At 38.9% G+C, this 19,891-nt stretch carries 14 protein-coding genes; 2 read left to right on the top strand and 12 right to left on the bottom strand.

Annotated elements, in window-relative coordinates; all coding sequences use genetic code 11:
• Positions 1–2: 2 nt before the first annotated feature.
• Both sppA and AUF14_RS05200 read right to left on the bottom strand, forming a co-directional pair.
• On the bottom strand, positions 3–1,031 hold the full coding sequence (gene sppA / locus AUF14_RS05205; RefSeq protein WP_016179178.1) for a signal peptide peptidase SppA: 1,029 nt from the start codon (positions 1,029–1,031) through the stop codon (positions 3–5).
• A 185-nt stretch (positions 1,032–1,216) separates the two neighbouring features.
• Positions 1,217–1,504, bottom strand: coding sequence for a hypothetical protein (locus AUF14_RS05200; protein WP_016179179.1), 288 nt, complete (start codon positions 1,502–1,504; stop codon positions 1,217–1,219).
• 481 nt (positions 1,505–1,985) lie between these two features.
• Between AUF14_RS05200 and glmS the strand changes: the two genes are divergently transcribed.
• The gene (glmS, locus tag AUF14_RS05195; protein WP_102865935.1) at positions 1,986–3,794 is read left to right on the top strand and encodes a glutamine--fructose-6-phosphate transaminase (isomerizing); all 1,809 of its coding nucleotides are present in this window, start codon (positions 1,986–1,988) and stop codon (positions 3,792–3,794) included.
• 88 nt (positions 3,795–3,882) lie between these two features.
• Here the strand turns inward: glmS and glmM are convergent, their stop codons facing one another.
• The 4 genes from glmM to nifJ all read right to left on the bottom strand — a co-directional run bounded on the left by glmM (position 3,883) and on the right by nifJ (position 11,029).
• Positions 3,883–5,238, bottom strand: a complete 1,356-nt coding sequence (gene glmM, locus AUF14_RS05190) for a phosphoglucosamine mutase (protein WP_016179181.1) — start codon at positions 5,236–5,238, stop codon at positions 3,883–3,885.
• Positions 5,239–5,261: 23 nt separating this feature from the next.
• Positions 5,262–6,368, bottom strand: coding sequence for a CdaR family protein (locus AUF14_RS05185; protein ID WP_016179182.1), 1,107 nt, complete (start codon positions 6,366–6,368; stop codon positions 5,262–5,264).
• Positions 6,365–7,249, bottom strand: a complete 885-nt coding sequence (gene cdaA, locus AUF14_RS05180) for a diadenylate cyclase CdaA (protein WP_016179183.1) — start codon at positions 7,247–7,249, stop codon at positions 6,365–6,367. The genes AUF14_RS05185 and cdaA overlap by 4 nt, the downstream gene beginning before the upstream one ends.
• A gap of 108 nt (positions 7,250–7,357) precedes the next feature.
• The gene (nifJ, locus tag AUF14_RS05175) at positions 7,358–11,029 is read right to left on the bottom strand and encodes a pyruvate:ferredoxin (flavodoxin) oxidoreductase (protein ID WP_016179184.1); all 3,672 of its coding nucleotides are present in this window, start codon (positions 11,027–11,029) and stop codon (positions 7,358–7,360) included.
• Positions 11,030–11,282: 253 nt separating this feature from the next.
• Between nifJ and AUF14_RS05170 the strand changes: the two genes are divergently transcribed.
• Entirely contained in the window at positions 11,283–11,798 is a 516-nt protein-coding gene (locus tag AUF14_RS05170; RefSeq protein WP_016179185.1) for a thioredoxin domain-containing protein, read from the top strand.
• A gap of 81 nt (positions 11,799–11,879) precedes the next feature.
• Here AUF14_RS05170 and whiA read toward each other — a convergent pair whose 3' ends face one another.
• From whiA to uvrA, 6 genes are all read right to left on the bottom strand, one after another.
• On the bottom strand, positions 11,880–12,815 hold the full coding sequence (whiA, locus tag AUF14_RS05165) for a DNA-binding protein WhiA (protein ID WP_016179186.1): 936 nt from the start codon (positions 12,813–12,815) through the stop codon (positions 11,880–11,882).
• Between the two features lie 28 nt (positions 12,816–12,843).
• Positions 12,844–13,842, bottom strand: coding sequence for a gluconeogenesis factor YvcK family protein (locus AUF14_RS05160; protein ID WP_016179187.1), 999 nt, complete (start codon positions 13,840–13,842; stop codon positions 12,844–12,846).
• Entirely contained in the window at positions 13,839–14,726 is an 888-nt protein-coding gene (gene rapZ, locus AUF14_RS05155) for an RNase adapter RapZ (protein ID WP_016179188.1), read from the bottom strand. The genes AUF14_RS05160 and rapZ overlap by 4 nt, the downstream gene beginning before the upstream one ends.
• A gap of 221 nt (positions 14,727–14,947) precedes the next feature.
• Positions 14,948–15,661, bottom strand: a complete 714-nt coding sequence (locus AUF14_RS05150) for an amino acid racemase (protein WP_016179189.1) — start codon at positions 15,659–15,661, stop codon at positions 14,948–14,950.
• 2 nt (positions 15,662–15,663) lie between these two features.
• A complete protein-coding gene (locus AUF14_RS05145; protein ID WP_016179190.1) occupies positions 15,664–16,920 on the bottom strand; it encodes a carboxylate--amine ligase in 1,257 nt (418 codons plus the stop codon).
• A 101-nt stretch (positions 16,921–17,021) separates the two neighbouring features.
• Complete coding sequence (uvrA, locus tag AUF14_RS05140; protein WP_016179191.1) at positions 17,022–19,844, bottom strand: excinuclease ABC subunit UvrA; 2,823 nt, start codon at positions 19,842–19,844, stop codon at positions 17,022–17,024.
• Positions 19,845–19,891: the final 47 nt, after the last annotated feature.

The raw sequence follows: 19,891 nt of genomic DNA, 5'->3' as shown, positions 1-19,891 counted from the left end.
TTTTACTCACCCCCATAGAGGTACATTGCCTTTGGAGCTTGTGGAGTACCAACGCTTTCGGCAATGTTTCTAACTAATTCTTCTTGTGATGGTTTAATCCCCTGCAACTCCGCCAGACTATTGCCAAGCCAAGTATCCAAGAAATTTGTTGATCCGCTTGTATAAGAAACAACCTTCGCATCGTTCAACCCATTATCTTTCCGCAAGGCTTTCAACGCTTGATCTGGATAACCGATATCATCTACCAAGCCATTTTCAAGAGCTTGAGCTCCATCGTAAATTCTTCCATCCGCTAATTTCCGAACATCTGCTTCATTCATTTTACGACCATCTGCTACAACTTTGACGAATCGGCCATACATACTATCCACAAAAGCTTGCAATACCTCTTTGTCTTCTTTTGTCTGTGGTCTTGATCCAGAACCGATATCTTTTAAAGCACCACTCTTAATCGTAGCATCAGCAATCCCAAGCTTCTCCATCAGACCAGAATAATTCATACTGGACATAATCACTCCAATAGAACCAGTCATAGTATCTTCAGTTGCAAATATTCGATCCGAATTTGCTGCAATATAGTAGCCGCCACTAGCAGCTTGACTTTCCATTGAAGCATAAATCGGAATTTTCTTCTCATTTTGCAATTCCTTCAATGCGCGAGTAATTTCGGCTGTCTCGTAAACTGAACCTCCTGGTGAGTTGATCTCTAACAAAATCCCTTTCACTGAAGAATCCTTTTTAATTGTAGCTAATTGCTTCATAAAGGATTCATGATTGTATCCTCCAGTTGAAAACAATCCACTAGTGCCATCATCAATGATCGTCCCTTCCACAACAAGTTTGACAATCTTTTTGCTGCTAGATCCAGCTTCTTCCACTTTTTCTTGGGGTTCACCGGTTCCATACAGTAGTTCATTAACTTGACTAAGCTCTTTTTTACTTTCATTTTTTCGGCTGATTGTTGTCGAGATTCCTGAGAAAATCAGTAATACTACTGCAATACCAACCGCCACCCAACGTCTTTTATTCATCTATCTTCCTCCTTGTTCATTTTTAAAGTGATAATTTTCCAAGAAAAATTAGTTTGATTCGAATGTCAATATCTTTAACTAAACGTCTAGATAAATTAGCTATTTGATTAACTATCTTATGTTGAAATATGTTGCAAAAAAGTCGAACTGACATTCTTAATTTTACTCAGAATAAAGCTACCACATTAATATAAATTACGGATAATCATTACTTTTTCTGTTGGACCTTCTGCTTTCATTTTTTCAGCTTTTTCCACTAAAGAATATCCGCCAAAAAATTCATGCGTTAAAGGATCTTCAATTTTGAAGGCTTGGGCTTCCTCAATGCTTAACGCATCTGGATTGATTTCTTGAATACTATCCCAGCCGGTATCTAAGAAAATCTTCGTTTCATCGTTAATCTCTGGATTATCAACAAGTTGCGCTAAATATTTACGTAACTCGCCGACTGTTAGATTTTCTGGTTGGTTCATTCTATTTTCCTCCTTATATATTTTCTGCGAAAAGAGTCTTCACAGAAATATCTTTTTTACAAACGAATAGTCGCTACAAGTAACAAAAAGATTTGCGCTAAAACTATTCGATAAATGATACTTCTCTATTCTACCTTATTCTTCTTACAGATGAAACGTAGAAGATTCTTTGTTATCCCTCTCTTTTTTTCACTAATTTCATATATACCAATTACTAAAAAATAAAAAAATGTTTGACTATACTGAAAGTTTGTATTATATTATTCATTGTTTCCGAGAGTAAAACAAAAAAATCTTAAATGTACCAATAAGATAGCGCCAGACCTCTTCTAGAGGTGACGAGGAAGAAGCTAATCGAATGATTCGGCGGGTGGCTTCAGGGTTGCTGTGCTCTACAGATCATTACAAAAACTTTATAAAAGAACAAAAAAATGATCGGACAGCTCGGGAACATATAATGACAGGAAAGTAGGAAGACATTATGTGTGGAATCGTAGGAATTGTAGGAAATGATCAAGCAACAAGTATTTTAGTGAATGGTTTAGAGAAATTAGAATATCGCGGGTATGACTCAGCAGGCATCTTTGTAGCAGATCAAAATGATGATTTTTTAGTAAAGTCTCAAGGTCGAATTAAGGAACTGGCCGACAAAATTGGTAAAGACGTACACGGCACAATCGGAATTGGTCATACACGTTGGGCTACCCATGGCGAACCAAGTGAAGAAAATGCTCATCCACATACTTCACAAAGTAAACGCTTTGTGTTGGTTCATAACGGTGTAATCGAAAATTATGATGAGCTAAAAGAAAAATATTTAACAGATGACATTTTTTATGGTGAAACGGACACTGAAATTGCTGTTCATTTGGTCGAGTACTTTTCGGAACAAGGTCTTTCAACAAAAGAAGCATTTCGTAATGCACTAAAAGAGATTCATGGATCATATGCTTTCGGTTTAATCGACAAAAAAGATCGTGAAACAATTTATGTTGGCAAAAACAAGAGCCCACTTTTGATTGGTTTAGGAGATGGTTTCAATGTAGTCTGCAGCGATGCGATGGCAATGTTAGAACAAACGAATCAATTTGTTGAAATCAATGATGGGGAAATGGTCATCGTTATAAAAAATCGTATTGAAATTGAAGACGAGTCTGGAAATGAAATCCAACGTGCTCCCTATGAAGCAAAAATTGATCTTTCTGATATGGAAAAAGGTACCTATCCTTACTATATGTTGAAAGAAATCGATGAACAGCCTGCAACGATGCGTCGGATCATCAGTGAGTACACAGATGAAACAGGAACCGTCGTTATCGAAAATGAGTTGTTGCAAAGTTTATTAAACAGTGATCGTATTTATATTGTTGCTTGTGGTACAAGTAATAATGCTGGTTGGGCAAGCAAGCAGATTATCGAAGGCTTGGCCAATATTCCAGTTGAAATCCATTTATCAAGTGAATTTGGTTACAATATGCCTTTACTTTCAGAGAAACCGTTCTTTATTTACTTGACACAAAGTGGTGAAACTGCGGACAGTCGTCAAGTGTTAGTAAAAACTAATGAACTTGGATACCCTTCATTAACTGTGACCAACGTTGCCGGATCAACCTTATCTAGAGAAGCAAGCTACACAATGCTACTACATGCAGGACCAGAAATTGCTGTTGCTTCAACTAAGGCCTATACCGCTCAAATAGCAGCATTAACCGTTTTAGCAAAGGCTGTTGGCGAAGCAAAAGAAATTACTGCTGCAAAAGAATTTGATTTAACAAAAGAACTTGGAATCGCAGCGAACGCAATGGATGTGATGATTGCTGAAAAAACGATGATCGAGGAAATTGCACCTGAATATTTGGCAACGACTCGAAACGCTTTCTACATCGGACGTTCTGAAGATTACTATGTTTCAATGGAAGTCGCACTAAAACTAAAAGAAATTTCTTATATTCAAGCAGAAGGCTTCGCAGCTGGTGAATTGAAGCACGGTACGATAGCTTTAGTCGAAGAGGGTACGCCGGTTATTGGAATCATTACTGAGGCTGTAACCGCTCCTCACACGCGCGGAAATCTAAGAGAAGTGGAAAGTCGTGGAGCCCATACTTTAGTAATTGCATCTGAAGAATTAAGCAAAGATGGTGACCAAATCATTTTACCGACCGTTCATCAATTTTTACGTCCGCTTGTCTCTGTAATTCCAGGACAATTAATTGCCTATTATGCAACTTTATTGCGTGGATACGATGTTGATAAACCTCGTAACTTAGCTAAGTCTGTGACTGTTGAATAAACAAACTAGAGGGAGTGACAAAAGTAATAGTCACTCCCTCTTTTACATGTAAAACGCCCGAACTTAAGAAATCAGGCGTTTTTGTTCTCTAATCTAATCCAATTTCTTCACGAACAACTGCTGCGATTTTATCGACATAGTAGTCGACCTTTTCATCTGTAGGCGCTTCAGCCATAACTCGCAATAACGGTTCTGTTCCTGAAGGACGAACTAAGATGCGTCCGTCTCCATTCATTTCTGCTTCTGCTTCTTCAATTGCTTGTTTGATGGCTGGTACGTCCATGGCACCGTACTTGTCGCTGACACGAATGTTTACCAATTTTTGAGGATAGATTGTTACCTCGCTAGCAAGTTCTGAGAGCTTTTTACCGGTTTGTTTCATAATGTTTAATAATTGAACCCCCGTCAGCATACCATCACCTGTTGTATTGTAGTCTAAGAACAATACATGACCTGATTGCTCACCGCCAAGATTATAATCATTCTTACGCATTTCTTCAACCACATAACGGTCCCCGACCTGTGTAATGACATCATCCAAACCAATATCCTCAATAGCCTTATGAAAACCTAAATTACTCATAACGGTTGTGACAACCGTATCTTTTTTTAGCCGTTTACGTTCGGCTAAATATTTCGCACAGATAAACATAATGCGATCCCCATCCACGATATTTCCAAGCTCATCTACCGCAATCACTCGATCGCCATCACCATCAAAAGCCAAACCAGCATCTGCGCCCTTTTCAACGACCATTTTCGCTAAAGCTTCTGGATGAGTGGAACCAACACCCGCATTGATATTTAGTCCGTTCGGAGAAGTTCCCATTGTGTAAAAATCAGTTTCTAAATCGGCAAATAAGCGATTAACACTTGTTGAAGTTGCACCATTAGCTGCATCTACACAAACTGTTAACCCTGATAAATCGCCTGAAATTGTCTGCACTAAGAACTGAGAATATTTTAATAACCCTTCATGGAATTCGTCTAATGTCCCTAATCCTTCAGCAGATGGACGCGGCAATGTATCCTCCTCAGCATCAATCAACGCTTCGATCTCAGCCTCTTGTTCATCAACTAATTTAAAGCCGTCTCCGCCGAAAAATTTAATTCCATTATCTTCTGCTGGATTGTGTGACGCAGAAATCATAACACCTGCAGAGGCTTTTTGTAATCTCGTTAAGTAGGCCACCCCTGGGGTTGAGATAACACCAAGCTGGAAAACTTCGATACCAACAGATAATAACCCTGAAATCAAAGCTGTTTCTAATAGTTCGCCTGAGATACGAGTATCACGTCCTACTAAAACACGTGGACGTCCTTCACTCTCATGATGTTGACTTAAAACGTAGCCACCACAACGGCCCAACTTAAATGCTAGCTCAGGTGTTAGCTCCTTATTCGCGATTCCGCGTACTCCATCTGTTCCAAAATATTTACCCATTAAATTATATTTCCCTTCTTCATCTAGTTAGCTGATTGATTTGTCGACTCTTCTTGACTGCTAGTCGCTTGAGTATCAGTGCTCATTTCCGAAGATCTTGAACTGTCACTTGAGTTCCCCGCGGCTCCTGTTGTCGACGAACTAGAATGATTTGTACTACTTGTTTCTGAGTCTTGTGATTTTTTAAATACTGGTGTTACTTGTGCACTTACTGTTTTCGGAATAACCTGATAATTTCCAGAGATTGGGACATCGATAAATTTTTTTACCGTCCCTTGAATTTGACTTACGTCAACCGGAATACCAATACTGTCTATTTGATCAATTACTGACTGCACGCCAGTAATTGTTGCCTTTGTTCGATTCAGATCGATTTTGACACTTTCAACCGACGAAGGCAAATCTCCTTCTTGAATCGGATAAAGCGAAACTTCTTTACTTGGTGTTTGAATTTCAAAATTGACAGTTACATTTTGCGGATCTGATTGGATCGGCAATACTTCGCCGCTGGCATTTAAAGCCTGTACAGGTGCTTGGATACTTTCCTGATCCGAAGAAAGTTTACTACTATCTACTGAAGCGACAACACGATCGATTTCTTTCATTGTGGTTTCTCCAGTTGTGATTTCAACCTTCTCTGGTTGAGTTGACAGTTCTCCGACTTTCAATCCATTATTACTGGTCGTACTGCTTAAAATTGGAGACACATCAAATTTCTTTTTGACCTTTTTTTCAATCGTAACTGAAATTGTTTCTGGTTCAATCGTTGCAAAAAGTGAACTAGATAAATTTTTCGTTTTCAATCTAACTTCATGCGTTCCAGATCCAAGCTTAGATAAATCAGCAACTACACTGAAATTGCGAGTATCTGGATCGATTTCTCTATTCAATTGAATCCTATTAGCACCGCTCAATTTGACTGTTACATTTGATGAAAACCCATGAACAAAATAATCATCAGAATCGTAAACAACATTAATCGGTACATTCTGTATAGATTCTTCATAGTTCGTATCAGATGAAATTAATCTGCTGAAATTTGAACTATTTACATTAAAAAATAAGATTAAACTAAATAGCAGGGAGATCAACATATAAGGTACGTTGTCTTTTTTGAACTTAATTCTCATTTTTTGCCTCCTTTAGTCAAACCTTCCAAAAAGGTTTGCAAGAGACTCTTTCTCCCTACAATTTTCTCATCCGGTAGTAATTCTCGTCGCATTACAGCCAAGTATTCTTCTTGGGTCAAGTCGTGCAGGAAGTCATTGCTTAACGTAATGCTTACACCACCTGTCTCTTCTGAGACGATGAAAGTCAGAGCATCGCTGACTTCACTAATACCAACTGCCGCTCGATGTCTGGTTCCGAATTCTTTTGGAATTAGCATACTATCCGAAAGAGGTAAATAAGCAGAGGCAACTGCGATTTTTCCATCTTTGACGATAACAGCGCCATCGTGCAGAGGTGTATTAGGAATAAAAATATTGATCAATAACTCGCCGGTAATATCCGCATCTAGATCAATTCCGGTTTCAATATACTCGTCTAAGCCTGTTGAACGTTGAATTGTGACTAGAGCCCCGATTTTTCGTTTTGACATGTATTGAATGGCTTTATCGAAGGCCAAAATCATCCGTTCATCATCCAGCTCTTCTTTCTTCGATGTTTTAAAGAAAGCACTGCGTCCTAGATGCTCTAAACCACGTCGAACTTCCGGCTGAAAGATAATAATTGCCGCAATCACGCCATAAGTGATGACCTGATTCATCAGCCACGATAACGTATGCAGACCAATTAACTCGGCAACAATCCGGATACCGATAAAGATTGCGACACCTTTAAGCAATTGAACAGCCTTTGTTCCGCGAACAAGTTCAAACAAACGATAAATCAGAAACCAAACAACAAATATATCTAAAAGGTTGACGATAATATCCCAGGTTGAAAGATTCTCAGAAAAAAAGCTAAGCCAATAATCTGGTTTGAATAATTCAATTAAACGATTAGGCATGAATAACCTCTCTTTCTATCCAAAATTCTCTACAATTATACCACAATGGTACAGCTCTAGCATAAAATTTAAGAGAGAGCCTTAGCAAGCTAAGACTCTCAAATATAACTATTTTTTACGTTTCTCAGCTCGTGCTGCTCGGCGTGCAGCGCGTCTAGCTTCTGCTTCTGGATCAACTTTACGCTCACGTTTTAGTTTAACATTGACTGCTTCATCAGTATTTTCCAACTTAGTTCCAGCTAATTTCGCACGAATCTTTTCTTCTTGTCCGGCTAACCGGGCGTAATTATAGAAACGAGTCTGTGCATCATTTACTGTCTTTTGGTATAGACGCTGTGCATCTTCAGGTTGAATTCTTTCCAACGCAGAAAAACGTGTTTGTTGTTTCATGAATCCGATCATTTCATCAAAATTTGGTTTCTTATAGTCCAATGTCATCGGATTTTTACCTTTTTCACGTTGTAAAGGATTGTAACGATACAGTGACCAATAGCCTGAATTAACAGCATCTTTTGCTTCTTGCAGCGTTTTGCTCATTCCACCGCGTAACCCGTGATTAATACATGGCGTATAAGCAATTACAAGCGAAGGTCCAGGGAATTTTTCTGCTTCTTCTAGAGCTTTGATGGTTTGCATTTGGTTTGCTCCAGAGGCAATTTGAGCCACATAGACATTGCCATAGGTCATCGCCATCATACCTAAGTCTTTTTTAGACTGATATTTTCCACCCGCAGAAAATTTCGCAATAGCAGAAGCTGGGGTCGCTTTAGACGTTTGACCGCCTGTATTAGAATAAACTTCATTATCCATTACCAAAATATTTACGTCAGCACCGCTGGCTAAAATATGATCTATCCCGCCAAAGCCGATATCATAAGCCCAGCCATCACCACCAAACATCCACTGACTGGTTTTCACAAACAAATCACGATTATCATAAATATCAGCAAGCTTTGGATCAGATAAATCCGCCACTTCTAAGGCCGCCGCTAGTTTTGTGGCTCTTTGTTGCGTCCCTTCTGATTCAAACATATGATCCATCCAGTCTTCCAACAACTCTCGTAAATCATCTGAAACGTAATCTAGTACATCATTGATTTTATCAGCTAGCTCTTTACGACGTGTTTGGTTTGCTAAAAACATACCGTAGCCATACTCCGCATTATCTTCAAACAACGAATTCGACCAAGCGGGTCCTTGTCCTTTTTCATTCGTTGTATATGGACTGACTGGAGCCGCCGCACCCCAAATAGATGAACAACCAGTTGCATTAGCAATCATCATACGATCACCAAACATTTGTGTCATTAATTTGACATAAGGTGTTTCTCCACAGCCAGCACAAGCGCCTGAGAATTCAAGCAATGGTTGATTAAATTGAGAGCCTAAAACAGAATTTGTTTTTGCAGGATTTGCCTTTTGCTTTAAAGTCATTGAGAATGCCCAGTTGATTGCTTGTTCTTTTTCCTCTTCGTAAGGCTTCATGACCAAAGCTTTACCTTTCGCCGGACAAGCCTCCACACACAAGCCGCAACCTGTACAATCTTCAACGGAAACCTGAATACGGTATTTCTGTCCATCAGCACCACGCATCTCTCTTACAATGTATCCTTCAGGTGCTGCCTCCATTTCTTCCTCATCGGCTAAGAATGGTCGAATTGCAGCGTGAGGACAAACAAATGAACATTCATTACACATCGTGCAGCGGTCACTAATCCAGTGCGGAACTTCTAAAGCTACACCACGTTTCTCAAACTTCGCTGTACCTGTTGGTATAGTTCCATCTGTCATCCCATTTATAACTAAATCATTCACTGTCAAGCTATTTCCTTGTTGTGAATTTATCGGTTCGACGATTTGTTCCACATATTGAGTAACCGGTGTTTGCCGGATTTTTTTTGGAATCTCTACTTTAGCCCAAGTTTCAGGTACTTGAACTTGATGTAAAAGTTCAACTGTTTGATTAATCGCAGCTATATTTTTTTCGACGATCTCTAATGATTTCCGTCGATAGCTCTTATCTGCTTCCGCTTTTAAAATATCTAATACTTCCTCAAAAGGAATGATCCCAGTTAAACGGAAAAACGCCGTTTGCATAACTGTATTGATTCGTGAACCTAAACCAACATCCATTGCTAATTTCGCGGCATTGATGGTATAAAATTTAATATCATTTTCTGCAATATAACGCTTCATCTTAGCTGGCAGTAATCGATCAATCTGCGCATCATTCCACATAGTATTCATTAAGAAGACTCCGCCTGGCTTCAGACCTTTTAATAGATCATAAGTGTGAATATAAGCTGGTGTATGACAAGCGATAAAATCTGCACTCTCAACAAGATACGTCGAACGGATCGGCGTATCACCAAATCGTAAATGAGAAACAGTTAATCCGCCCGATTTTTTTGAATCATAACTGAAATATCCCTGTGCGTATTTATCTGTATGGTCCCCAATAATCTTAATAGCCGACTTATTCGCACCAACGGTTCCATCTGACCCAAATCCCCAGAATTTTGCTTGAAATGTTTTAGGATTTGTCAGGTCAAGAATACCCTTTGTTTCTAATGACATATTTGTTACATCATCAACGATTCCAATCGTAAAACGTTTTTTTGCTTCTTTTTTATTCTTGGTCAATTCATCGTAAACAGCAATAATTTGATCTGGAGTCACATCCTTAGAGCCTAAACCAAAACGACCGCCAATGATTTTAGGACGAACATCCGCTTCATACATTACTCCTTGAACGTCTAATAAAAGTGGTTCCCCATCTGCCCCCGGCTCTTTTGAACGATCCAATACAGCAATTGATTTAACAGTATCCGGCAGTTTGTCCAAAAAATTTTCAGTCGGGAACGGACGATACAAATGAATGTTTAGAAATCCAACCTTACGTCCGTTTGCATTTAAATAGTCCACCGTCTGCTCAATAGTTTGGGCTACGGAACCCATCGCTACAATAACCTCTTCAGCATCTTCAGCACCATAATAGGTTACTAAGTCGTAGTTTGTTCCACGTAATTTATTAATTTCAAACATATATTTTTGGACAATTGCTGGCAGTTCATCATAATAGCGATTGACTGTTTCCCTTTGTTGAAAATGTACATCTGGATTTTGATTGGTTCCGCTGATGGTAGGATGATTGGGATTCATACTACGTTTACGGAAAGCTCTTAATTTTTCTTGGTTAATTAACGGCGCCAGCTCCTGATAATCAAGCACCTCGACCTTTTGAATCTCATGGCTCGTCCGGAAACCATCGAAAAAATTCATGAAAGGCAAACTACCTTCAATCGCGGCCAAATGTGCGACAGCAGATAAATCCATTACTTCTTGCACACTACTTTCTTGCAGCATAGCGAAGCCTGTTTGACGAGCTGCCATTACATCTCCGTGATCACCAAAAATATTCAATGCATTTGTCGTAACGGCACGACTAGCAACATGAAAAACGCCTGGTAACAATTCACCGGCGATCTTATACATGTTAGGAATCATCAAGAGCAATCCCTGAGAGGCAGTATAAGTCGTAGTTAATGCGCCGGTTTTCAGCGCACCATGTACGACACCAGCGGCACCGGCCTCTGATTGCATTTCCGTAATTGATACGGGTTGACCAAATATATTTTTCTTTCCTTGTGAAGCCCACTGGTCTACAAGTTCGGCCATTGTTGAGCTAGGAGTGATCGGGTAAATTGCGGCTAATTCTGTAAATGCGTATGAAATATAAGCAGCAGCTGTATTTCCATCCATCGTTTTTTTCTTACGCATGTGTCTCCTCCTTTTTCAATTAATTGTTGTCATTTCTAATGTAGAAAAACAACCTATATTTCTGTAATATCTCTACAAGATACTTGGATTCTTGAGATACCAATTTTAGAATTTTTATAACAACGGATTTATTATAAACTAACATACCTTAATTTCAATATGTCTTGTAGGCTTTTTAACTTAATTTATATGAAAAGAGTTTGTATTCTTATAAATATTCTGTACACTAATAGATGAAAGGATGTGTTTTCGTATGGATATTTCAGTTATTAAAGGAAAGCTAGTCAATGATTTTAATGGGATTAAAATTGGATCTGATACAGCACCAAAACGCTTGATTGAATTTATCAACCTCCGTTGCCCTTACTGTAAACAGTGGTTCGAAGAATCTTATGACACGTTAAATCAAGCTGTCACAGAAGGGAAAATTCAACGCGTCATCAAATTACTAGACAAGGATAAAATTAGTTTACAACGCGGCAATGTTATGCATGAATACATTGATACTGACCCTGAAAAGGCATTAACACAAATTCAACAGGCGTTCGAAACCCAAACAATTTGGCAAGATTTCGAACTCGAAGCTGTCGCTGAGTACGCCGAAAAAACACTGCGTTTCAACCAGCAAGCAAACCAAATATTGCAAAGCGAGATACGCAACGAAGCCGAACAAGCCAATATCAAATTTGTACCAACAATTGTTTTAGGCGAACATATTTTTGACGAATCTATTGATGAAGCCACATTAAAATCATATATTGCTGAATAGATAAAAAAACCGTTTGGAATTGAACTGACCTCCGAATGTTAGATCAAAAATCTAACATTTGGAGGTCGCTTCACTTCAAAATCAAACGGTTTTTTTGCGTAAATTATCTGCAAAGTCATTGATCTTACGAATTCGATGATTGATTCCCGATTTGGAGATTGCACCTGATGGAATCATTTCTCCTAATTCTTTTAAACTAATTTCTGGATTTTGTATTCTTAATTCTGCGATTTCCTGCAACTTCTCAGGTAAAGACTGCAAACCGACAGTAGCTTCAATAAAATGAATGTTTTCAATCTGCTTTGAAGCAGCATCAATTGTCTTATTCATATTCGCTGTCTCGCAATTAACCAAACGATTAACCGAATTGCGCATGTCACGTACGATTCGAACATCTTCAAATTTTAACATCGAGTTCGTCGCGCCAATCAACGTTAAAAAGTCGGCAATTTTCTCGGCCCCTTTTAGATACGTGATGTACCCATTTCTGCGCTCCAGGGTACGTGCATTTAAGTCGAACTGGTTGAGTAAATCACAAATATCTTGATTATGCTCCTCATAGATCGACGAAATCTCTAAATGATAGCGACTAGTTTCTGGATTATTAACTGAACCAGAAGCCAAAAAAGCCCCTCTTAAATATGCGCGAGTTTTTTTCTCTGATTGTTTGATCTCATTAGAAATATGCGATTGAAACATCGCACCGTCCATGATATCCAAATCTAGTAATATTTTCTGAGTTTCCTGTTTCAGCCGTACAATATAAACATTATTTTTCTTCAATTTCATTTTACGCCGTACCAGCAATTCGCTGCGAACACCGTAATGCTCTTTCAACAGCGTAAAAATTCGACGAGCAATTGCGGCATTTTCCGTTTGAACGTTCAAAACAAATTGATGATTGTTCAAACTAAGCGAACCGTTCATTCGTATCAAAGCAGCTAATTCAGCTTGCGCGAGATTCTTTTGGACCGCCAGACCCGTTAATTCCTTTTTTACCTCTGCTGCAAAAGACATGGCGAGCCCTCCTTATTTCTACTTAATATTAAATTTTTGCCCCAAAAACAATTCGGAACAATTCATCAACCACCTTATCACCATCGTGGAATACACCGCCATCACGTAATTTCAAGAAATCAGTGGAAACAACTCGACAACCTTGTTCTCGTAAGCCGTTGAAATCGTGAGTCACTTGCACTAAATATTCATCATAGATTTCAGGATCCATGTATCCCTCTGGTACGTGCTCGGTATTAACTAAGACCGTATCAATAAAATTACTTTTAAGATGCTTATGTAAAACACGAATATGATCTGCATCACTGAAATGCTCGGTTTCACCTTTTTGAGTCATGATATTACAAATATAGACAACTTCCGCGTTTGTCGTGCGAACGGCTTCGCCTAATTCTTCGATCATCAGATTAGGTAAAATGCTCGTAAATAACGACCCTGGACCTAGTACGACCATATCTGCTTCATTGATCGCATTAACAACTTTACGAGCCGCGTGGACAGCCTTTTCTCCGCTTTTATCAGTAACGTAAACCTTTTCGATATTTTTGCGATCAATAGCAATTTTGGACTCTCCTACTGCACTGGTTCCATCATCAAAATCAGCGTGCAACACTAACGGCATCTCTGACGATGGATAAATATGTCCATCAACATGCATCATCATAGAAAGTAATTGAATCGCTTCATAAGTACTATTGCGCATTTCAGACAATGCAGCAATCAACAGATTGCCAATCGTATGATTTGCTAAAAACTTATCACTTTCATGAAAACGATACTGAAATAAATCTTCATAGAGTTTTGGCATATCAGATAACGCTGCTAATACATTTCGCAAGTCCCCGGGTGGTGCCATGTCAATTGAATCACGTAATTCACCGCTGCTTCCACCATCGTCGGCAACAGTGACGACAGCAGTGATATCCGCACTTTGGTTGCGCAAGCTTTTCAAAATGACCGGCAGACCAGTTCCGCCGCCTATTACGACAATCTTAGGTTTGCGGATACGATATGTTTTCATTTTCATGAACGATTCACCGTCTCTTTCCGCTTATCCTTATCACGATGCGTAATATTGACTTTATAATCTGCATCTTTAATCGCCTTGCCTACCCGTTCAGTCAATGCAACCGAACGATGTTGACCACCTGTGCAGCCGATCGCAATTGTTAAAGAGCTTTTTCCTTCTTTGATGTAGCCTGGCAGAATATCCATGATCATTCGTACAAAATTCGTATAAAAGCTTTCTGTTTCAGGAAATGACATAACATAATCGTAAACAGGCTTATCTAATCCCGTTTGCGGTCGTAATTCTGGGATATAGTGTGGATTTGGTAAGAAGCGAACATCCATCACGATATCCGCATCAATCGGCAAACCATACTTGAAACCAAATGAAACAACCTCCACATGGAAGCCTAAATCATCCTGCTGTTTAAATGATTGATTAATTTTTTCGCGCAATTGACGCGGAGTTAAATCAGTCGTGTCAATCATTAATGTTGCACGATTTTTTAAATCTTCCAAAATTGCCCGTTCCTTGCGGATTCCCTCGGTGATCATGCCCTCCATTGCAAGGGGATGTGCACGGCGAGTCTCTTTGTAACGAGAAACTAACTCCTCATCAGAGCAATCTAAAAATAGAATACTCGTATCAATAAAACCTGTATTTTCAATTTCTACCAACATATTTTGAATATCTTCGAAAAATGACCGTGAACGCAAATCAACCACTAGGGCGATTTTTGTTACCTTTCCTGATTCACGGATTAATTCCCAGAATTTCGGAATTAAACCTGGAGGCATGTTATCCACGCAAAAATACCCCATATCTTCAAAGCTTTGAATCGCCACGGTTTTCCCCGCACCACTCATACCAGTAATGACAACTAAATGTAAACTCTCAGTCATTTGTGTCTCTCCTCTCTTTTTTAAGGAAATTATTTCAAAATAATCTATCAGACTATCTAAGTGACTAAATCTTCATATGAATACTCTTTTTATATGTGCGCTAAAAAAAGGCAAAAACTCCTTTGCCTTCTAAAAAAATTATAACATTCCTGGCGTGTCTTTGCTACTTTTTTATAATTCTTTAAATTTTCGTAATAACACGACCAAAAAAACAAACCTTCCTACTTGGAAGATCTGTTTTTTAGCGCTAGTTCAATTGTCCGATCTGCTAAAATTGATTGGGCATCGATCACAGAATATGGTACATCTTTCGTCAATTCTTGGACTAAAGACAGCTCTGTACAGCCTAAAATAGCGTTTTGACATCCATGCTTTTCAAAAACGTCTGAAAGAATTTCTAAATACAGCTCACTATTTATAAAGTCATTTTCCTTCACATCATGATAAATCAGATGATTGACCTTGTCTTGCAACTCTTTTTCAGGGACCAGAACTTCATATCCCTTTATTTCCAGTTCGCTTTGATAAACTTTAGCGGACATAGTTCCAGCAGTAGCCAGAACAGCAATTTTATCCCCTTTTTGATGATTCTTCGTTACTTCATTAACAGCTTCTCGCGGCATATGCAATAGGGGGATCTTCGTTGCACCTTGCAATTGCTCGAAAAAATAATGAGCCGTGTTACAAGTCAAGACGATAAAATCTGGCTTTAATAAGTTTTGTTTCTCGATATCATCTAGCAGAAAAGGTAGGGGATTCGCTGCCTTATTATCTAAAATGTAAGCAGTTCGATCGGGAACTGTCGCATGATTGAACATGACGTAGTTTAGATATTCTTGATCGTTATGAGCCTGAGTCCGTTGATTAAGAATTCGAATGAAACTCTCCGTTGCCATCGTCCCCATACCGCCAAGTATACTAAAGAAATTTTCCATGTTTATCCTTCTTTCTCTTTAAAGAATAAATCAAAACGGCCTTTATATTGGCTAAACATATATTTCATTAATACCCATCGCATCAAGGACATATCTTTCTTGTAAAAGACAGTTGTCCCCCATTGATCCTTTTTAATCATTTCTAGGGCTCTATCTTTATCTACATTGTTACGAGCATATTTTTCAAAAACACTCTTAGGAACACCCATCCATAATTTTGAATTAGCTGGTTCAGCTTTGCCGTAAATTGTTTCATCAAAAGGTTTCTCAAAAACACGATCCTCTGTTACATATTGGGCTAAGTTGAAGCCGTTTAATGTCACAAAGAAACTGCTACGCCCTTGACGTAAGTTGATTTCGAATAACTTATACTCACCATCTCGCGGATCATATTTCATATCGAAGTTAGCAAAGCCAGTATAATCGATTTTTTCTAAAAAGCTCTTGATGGTTTGATAGATTTTTTCATTGTATTCAGGCATGATGGCTACATAATTTCCGATTGCTTCAGGAGAAGGATCTTCTAGCAATGGATGCCCCAAACACATCATGCGAACTTGATGATTTTGATCCACGTAAGCGTTTAGTACGCGCATATTGCTATCGTCACCTGGGATGAAATCTTGGGCAATCATCTCACTTGTATAGCCGGCTTGATAAATTCGTTCAATGATCGTATCGAATTCGTCACGTGTATCTAGGATAAAGGCCTTTTTGCGTCCTTCAAAATCAATTGATAACCACTCGACACTATTAGCAGGTTTCAAGGCTACTGGAAAGTCAAAGGGCAAATCTTGTTTCAATTTTCCCGCTTCAAGCATATCCTCTGTAATAATGAAGGTTTTTGGGTAAGGTAAATCATACTTTTCACAGATTTCATAAAAGCTGACTTTACTGATCAAACGTTGCAACAAGTCAAAATCAATATAAGGGCAAATAAACCATTCAGAAAGCTCTTCCTTGTGTTGTGAAACCAACTCCGCATACCCATCTCCGCAGGCAATCAGCAAATATTTTGTTTCGGGGTTATTATAGGTAGTCTTTCCTAATTCGCGCATTTTATCCATGAACACAGGATCTTTATCGAATCCTGGTACAACATGGACATTCACGATTTTACTGTATTTTGTCGGCGCCAACTGTAAACCAGCATAAGCTTCAGAAACGATTCCATATGCTTCATGGAAAGAACGAGACATTCCATATACATTGATGTCGCTTCCTAACAGGATCGGTACAAATTTTTGTTTTTCATTCATATTCTCTTACACCTTCTCATTCTAAATCAACGATAATCATACCATAAAGAAAAATGCAAGCAAAGGAGAATCCTTTACCTGCATTAAGCTTTATCAGTTACTTATTTTTTAAGAACGCGTTTTAAATAATGTCCGGTGTAACTCTCCGGTACTTCAGCAATTTCTTCAGGTGTACCTGTCGCTAAAACAGTACCGCCGCCATCGCCGCCTTCTGGTCCCAAATCAATCACATAGTCAGCTGACTTAATCACATCTAAATTATGTTCAATTACCAGAACTGTGTTACCAGCGTCAACGAAGCGTTCAAGCACCTTCAATAAACGTGCAATGTCATCTGTATGCAACCCAGTAGTTGGTTCATCCAGGATATAAAAATTCTTACCATTCGAATTCTTGTGCAGTTCGCTGGCAAGCTTCATCCGTTGCGCTTCACCACCAGATAGCGTCGTTGCTGGTTGCCCCATAGTAACATAACCTAAACCAACATCAACAATCGTTTGCAATTTTCGATGAATTTTAGGTATATGCTTGAAGAACTCTACGGCATCTTCGACAGTCATTTCTAAAATATCCGCAATATTCTTACCTTTGTAGTGAACTTCCAACGTTTCTGAGTTGTAGCGTTTGCCATGACAAACTTCACACGGAACATACACATCTGGTAAGAAATGCATTTCAATTTTGATGATTCCATCTCCGCGACAAGCCTCACAGCGGCCACCCTTAACGTTAAAACTGAATCGTCCTTTTTTATAGCCACGAATTTTTGCTTCATTTGTTTGAGCAAATAAATCACGAATGTCATCAAACACACTCGTATAGGTTGCCGGATTGCTTCGTGGTGTCCGTCCAATTGGACTTTGATCAATATCAACTAATTTTTCAATATTATTGTAACCAGTGATCTTCTTGAATTTGCCTGGTTTATTGGAATTACGGTTAAGCTTTTGCGCTAGAGCTTTCTTCAATATTTGATTAACCAGAGTTGACTTTCCTGAGCCAGAAACACCTGTAACCGCGACAAACTTACCTAATGGGAACTCTGCATCAATATTTTTTAAATTATTCTCAGCAGCACCGGTGATTTTGATCTTCTTGCCATTTCCTTTCCGGCGTTCCTTAGGTACAGCAATTTCTCGTTTACCAGATAAATATTGACCAGTTAACGATTTAGGATTCTTTTCAACTTCTTTTGGTGTCCCAGCAGCCACGATTTCTCCGCCCTGATCACCTGCTCCTGGACCTACATCAATCAGATAATCCGCAGCGCGCATTGTGTCTTCATCATGTTCAACAACGATCAACGTATTTCCAAGATCGCGCATTTTCTTTAAAGATTCGATCAAACGGTCATTATCTCGTTGATGCAAACCAATTGATGGCTCATCTAAAATATAAAGCACACCAGATAAATTTGAACCAATCTGAGTTGCTAATCGAATTCGTTGCGCTTCTCCTCCAGATAATGTTCCAGATGCACGGCTTAAGGTCAGATAATCCAGACCGACATTTCGCAAAAAGCTTAGCCGATCCTTAATTTCTTTCAAAATGGGTTTAGCAATAACTTTTTCTTGTTCGCTCAAAGCAATTGTTTCGAAAAAGTCTAGTGCGCTATTAATTGAATCTTCACTCACCTGTCCTATATTCGTATCATTGATCTGAACTGACAAGGCTTGAGGATTCAAACGATACCCATGACAAGTTTGACAGGTCAACTCAGTCATATACAAACGCATTTGATCTCGAGTGAAATCACTATTTGTTTCAGCGTATCGACGATTAATATTGTTGATAATTCCTTCAAATGGCACCTCTACGTCACGAACACCGCCAAAATCATTTTCATAATGGAAATGGAAGTTCTCCCCGTTAGAACCATTTAAAATAATATCCTGATGTTCCTTCGGTAAATCTTCAAAAGGTGTATCCATGTCAATGCCAAAGCTCAAGCAGGCCTGTTCCAACATTTGTGGATAGTATTGCGAACTGATTGGATTCCAAGGAATCAAGGCGCCTTGACGTAATGTCTTACTTTGATCGGGAATCACTAGATCCATATCGACTTCTAGTTTCACCCCTAAACCATCACAATCTGGACAAGCGCCAAATGGTGCGTTGAATGAAAACAGACGAGGTTCAAGCTCGCCAACAGTAAATCCACAATAAGGACAAGCATAATGTTCACTGAATAGCATTTCTTTTTCACCGATCACATCAACAATCGCATAACCCTCTGCTAAACGCAAAGCTGCTTCAAAAGAATCAAATAAGCGCGATCGAATGCCATCTTTTACAACGATCCGGTCAACGATAATTTCGATATCATGCTTTTTATTTTTGGTTAGTTCAGGAGCTTCGGTTACATCATACAATTCACCATCAACACGCATGCGGACGTAACCTTCCCGTTGAATCATTTCAAAAACTTTTTTATGCTGCCCTTTTTTCTTAGCAACTACAGGAGCTAGAATTTGAATTTTCGTCCGTTCGGGTAATTCCAAAACTTTATCGACCATTTGCTCCACTGACTGTGAAGTGATTTCAATATGATCATTAGGACAAATTGGATGGCCTACGCGGGCATAAAGCAATCGTAAATAATCATTGATTTCAGTTACAGTTCCCACAGTCGATCGAGGATTCTTGCTTGTTGTCTTTTGGTCGATAGAAATCGCTGGGCTTAAGCCATCAATACTATCAACATCCGGCTTATCCATTTGACCTAAGAATTGACGGGCGTATGCAGATAGACTCTCCACATAACGACGTTGGCCTTCCGCATACAACGTATCAAAGGCCAATGAACTCTTTCCAGAACCAGATAAACCAGTAACAACCACCATTTTATCACGAGGAATCGTGACATCTACATTTTTCAAATTATGAGCGCGCGCTCCGTGAATAACTATCTTATCATTTGCCATTTATATCTCCTATTTCATTGATTTACTGTAATTTTTTTATGCTTAGC

Source organism: Enterococcus avium (assembly GCF_002891025.1).
GTDB lineage: Bacteria > Bacillota > Bacilli > Lactobacillales > Enterococcaceae > Enterococcus_A > Enterococcus_A avium.
Note: the sequence above shows the minus strand (reverse complement) of the source record. Positions and strands in the feature narration are given on the sequence as shown.

Excerpts from the sequence above, each read along its gene's own strand:
- cdaA (WP_016179183.1), bottom strand. The coding sequence starts at position 7,249 with ATGCCTAATCGTTTAATTGAATTATTCAAACCAGATTATTGGCTTAGC.
- whiA (WP_016179186.1), bottom strand. The coding sequence starts at position 12,815 with ATGTCTTTTGCAGCAGAGGTAAAAAAGGAATTAACGGGTCTGGCGGTC.
- AUF14_RS05170 (WP_016179185.1), top strand. The coding sequence starts at position 11,283 with ATGGATATTTCAGTTATTAAAGGAAAGCTAGTCAATGATTTTAATGGG.
- AUF14_RS05200 (WP_016179179.1), bottom strand. The coding sequence starts at position 1,504 with ATGAACCAACCAGAAAATCTAACAGTCGGCGAGTTACGTAAATATTTA.
- uvrA (WP_016179191.1), bottom strand. The coding sequence starts at position 19,844 with ATGGCAAATGATAAGATAGTTATTCACGGAGCGCGCGCTCATAATTTG.
- rapZ (WP_016179188.1), bottom strand. The coding sequence starts at position 14,726 with ATGACTGAGAGTTTACATTTAGTTGTCATTACTGGTATGAGTGGTGCG.
- AUF14_RS05185 (WP_016179182.1), bottom strand. The coding sequence starts at position 6,368 with ATGAGAATTAAGTTCAAAAAAGACAACGTACCTTATATGTTGATCTCC.
- AUF14_RS05150 (WP_016179189.1), bottom strand. The coding sequence starts at position 15,661 with ATGGAAAATTTCTTTAGTATACTTGGCGGTATGGGGACGATGGCAACG.
- glmM (WP_016179181.1), bottom strand. The coding sequence starts at position 5,238 with ATGGGTAAATATTTTGGAACAGATGGAGTACGCGGAATCGCGAATAAG.
- AUF14_RS05145 (WP_016179190.1), bottom strand. The coding sequence starts at position 16,920 with ATGAATGAAAAACAAAAATTTGTACCGATCCTGTTAGGAAGCGACATC.
- nifJ (WP_016179184.1), bottom strand. The coding sequence starts at position 11,029 with ATGCGTAAGAAAAAAACGATGGATGGAAATACAGCTGCTGCTTATATT.
- glmS (WP_102865935.1), top strand. The coding sequence starts at position 1,986 with ATGTGTGGAATCGTAGGAATTGTAGGAAATGATCAAGCAACAAGTATT.
- AUF14_RS05160 (WP_016179187.1), bottom strand. The coding sequence starts at position 13,842 with ATGAAAATGAAAACATATCGTATCCGCAAACCTAAGATTGTCGTAATA.
- sppA (WP_016179178.1), bottom strand. The coding sequence starts at position 1,031 with ATGAATAAAAGACGTTGGGTGGCGGTTGGTATTGCAGTAGTATTACTG.